At 68.1% G+C, this 2,542-nt stretch carries 2 protein-coding genes; one reads left to right on the top strand and one right to left on the bottom strand.

The features are described 5' to 3' along the window. The coding region (locus tag D7X99_RS41720; RefSeq protein ID WP_304998010.1) for a rhomboid family intramembrane serine protease at positions 1-461 on the bottom strand (461 nt) is incomplete at its 3' end. A gap of 228 nt (positions 462-689) precedes the next feature. Here D7X99_RS41720 and D7X99_RS41715 point away from each other — a divergent pair. Then, positions 690-2,542, top strand: a 1,853-nt coding sequence (locus D7X99_RS41715) for an FHA domain-containing protein (RefSeq protein ID WP_121782562.1), incomplete at its 3' end; no start/stop codon positions are given.

The following is a 2,542-nucleotide window of genomic DNA, read 5'->3' as shown; positions in this document are numbered from 1 at the left end:
CCCACGAGCAGCCCCGCCATCAGCCCGCCCATGTGCCCCGCGTTGTCCACGCCCACGCTCGTCCAGCCGAGCCACAGGAAGACAAGCACCGTGGGCAGCGCGTTCTCCCCGGAGAACCACCCCATGCGCGCGCCTTTCGCCCCGGTCCGGGCGCGACGCCCCAGCACCAGCAGCGCCCCCACGCACCCGAACACCCAACCGGACGCGCCCACGCTCACCGTCGGAGACCACCAGAGCGAGCCCGCCATCGTCGCCAGCCCGGACACGATGAGCAGCGCCACGTAGTCCCACCACCGGCACGAGCGCTCCACCGCCGTGCCCACCCCCGCGAACACCAGCAGGTTGAGGCCCAGGTGCAGGGCGTCCCGGTGCAGGAGGTTGGCCGACAAAAGCCGCCAGCCCTGCCCCGCGTCCGTCACCAGGGGGCCGGACTTCGCCCCCCAGTGGATCAGCGCATCCACTCCGGGTGGGCCTCCGGGCGCCACCATGGTGTACAGAATGGCCTGCGCCGCGATCAGCGCTATCGTGAGCCCCGGTATCCTGCCCTCCCCACCCTTTCCGGCCAATCGACCGATGGACAACAGTGCATTCCTGACCCTGGGATGGGCGAAAAACCCTGTTGTTCTCGGGGGATACATGGCTTGTCTCGGCAAAGGGCATTCTGCTATAGCTGTACTCGGACCGGACCCGTGCTGAAGCTCATCATCGAAGACGACGAGGGGCGCAAGACCGTTGTTCCCTTCGTGCGCGACGAAATCACCATTGGACGTCAGGAGGGGAACACCATCCGCCTGACCGAGCGGAACGTGTCACGTCGACACGCCCGGCTCGTGCGCCTCAATGGCCACGTCGTGCTCGAAGACCTGGGGAGCTACAACGGCACCCGGATCAACGGCGAGCGCGTCGCAGGACAGCTCCCTCTCAAGGAGGGCGACCTCATCCAGATCGGTGACTACGATCTGGCGTTGCAGGTCGAGGGCGCGGCCAACGCCGCCGCCCCCACTGGCGCCATCACCGCCAAGGTGCCCGCCTCCCGCCGGCCGGAGCCGGAGCCCGAGGAGGAGGACGACGAGGACGCGGTCGCTGGAGGTCCCCGTCCCCGCGACACCATGGTGGATGGTGAGGACGAGGAGGACGACGACTCCGAAGACGAGCACGAGCACACGCCCGTGTCCGCGGAGGCGCGCCGCAACGCCACGTCCATCATCCGCATGGACCAGATGGAGGCGGACCGGCCCCGGCGCGTGGAGCGCGTGCCCGAGGACGAGCAGCCCCGGCTGGTGGTGCTCGCCCCCGCCGAGTTCAAGGGCCAGGAGTACGACTGCAACCGCACGGAGCTGCGGATCGGCCGCACGTCGGAGAATGACGTGGCCATGGACCACCGCTCGCTGTCCCGCACGCACGCGAAGGTCGTGCGCGAGGAGACCGGCGAGTGGCGCGTCATCGACATGCAGTCGGCCAACGGGATGACGGTCAACGGCGAGAGCTACGCCCAGGCGACGCTCTCCCACGGTGACATCATCGAGATGGGCCACGTGAAGCTGCGCTTCGTGGGACCCGGCTCGCTGGAAGACGACATCGCCGCGCAGGGCCGCTCCGGCTCCAAGAAGATGTGGGTGGCCGCGGTCATCGCGTTCCTGTCCATTGGCGCGGGCGCGGCGCTCTTCGTGGTGAAGGGCCAGGACCTGTTGCCCAAGCCGCCGGACGACACGCCTCCCGTGGTCGTCGCGGATCCGAAGCCCATCCCGGAGCCGCCGCCGCAGACAAAGCCCCCGGACACGAAGTCCCCGGAGACCGTGGCCGCGAACCCGCCCGCGACGCCTGAGAAGCCCCCGGAACCTCCCGCCGTCGACACGAAGGCGCTGGAGCAGGATTTCGACCGCGCGCTCACGGCCGCGGAGCTCGACAAGGCTCGCGAAGTACTGGCATCGCTGCAGCAGGTGAAGACCTACCCGGCCGTGAAGACCAAGGAGCTCGAGAAGAAGCTGAGCACCGAGGACAAGGCCAAGAAGCAATTGGATGACGCCGAGACTGCACTCCAAAGCAGCCAGCCCAAGGATGCGGCCACTGCCCTCAAGGGCTTCCCGGCGAACACCGTGGCCTTCGTCACCCGCTACGCGACGGTGAAGCAGAAGGTCGAGGATGCCCAGAGCGCCGTGGAACCCCCGGACAAGACGGCCCAGACCGCGTCGGGGATTCTGAAGGGCAAGACCGCCGCCGACTTCGAGAAGGACAAGACGCTGATCAACCAGATTCAGACGGAGGTCAACCGGCTGAACAAGGACCAGGACCAGCGCGGCGCGCTGTTGCTCGCCGAGGACTGCGCGCGGATTGCTCCGAAGGTTCCCGAGTGCCACCTGATGCTGGGGGTGCTCTACGCGAAGCTCAATGACCGGGCCAAGAGCGAGAAGCACTACGAGAAGTTCCTCACGCTCTGCCCACCGGATCACCCGCGTCGCGCCCGCGTGGTGGATATCCTGAGCAACAACAGCCTGAAGGGCGATGGCACCGCGACGGCGCCCCCGCCGCAAAATCCCCCCGC

The sequence above is a fragment of the Corallococcus sp. AB032C genome, assembly GCF_003668935.1.
Classification (GTDB): Bacteria; Myxococcota; Myxococcia; order Myxococcales; family Myxococcaceae; genus Corallococcus; species Corallococcus exiguus.
The sequence above is the reverse complement of the archived record's forward strand: the minus strand, read 5'-3'. Positions and strand labels throughout refer to the sequence as shown.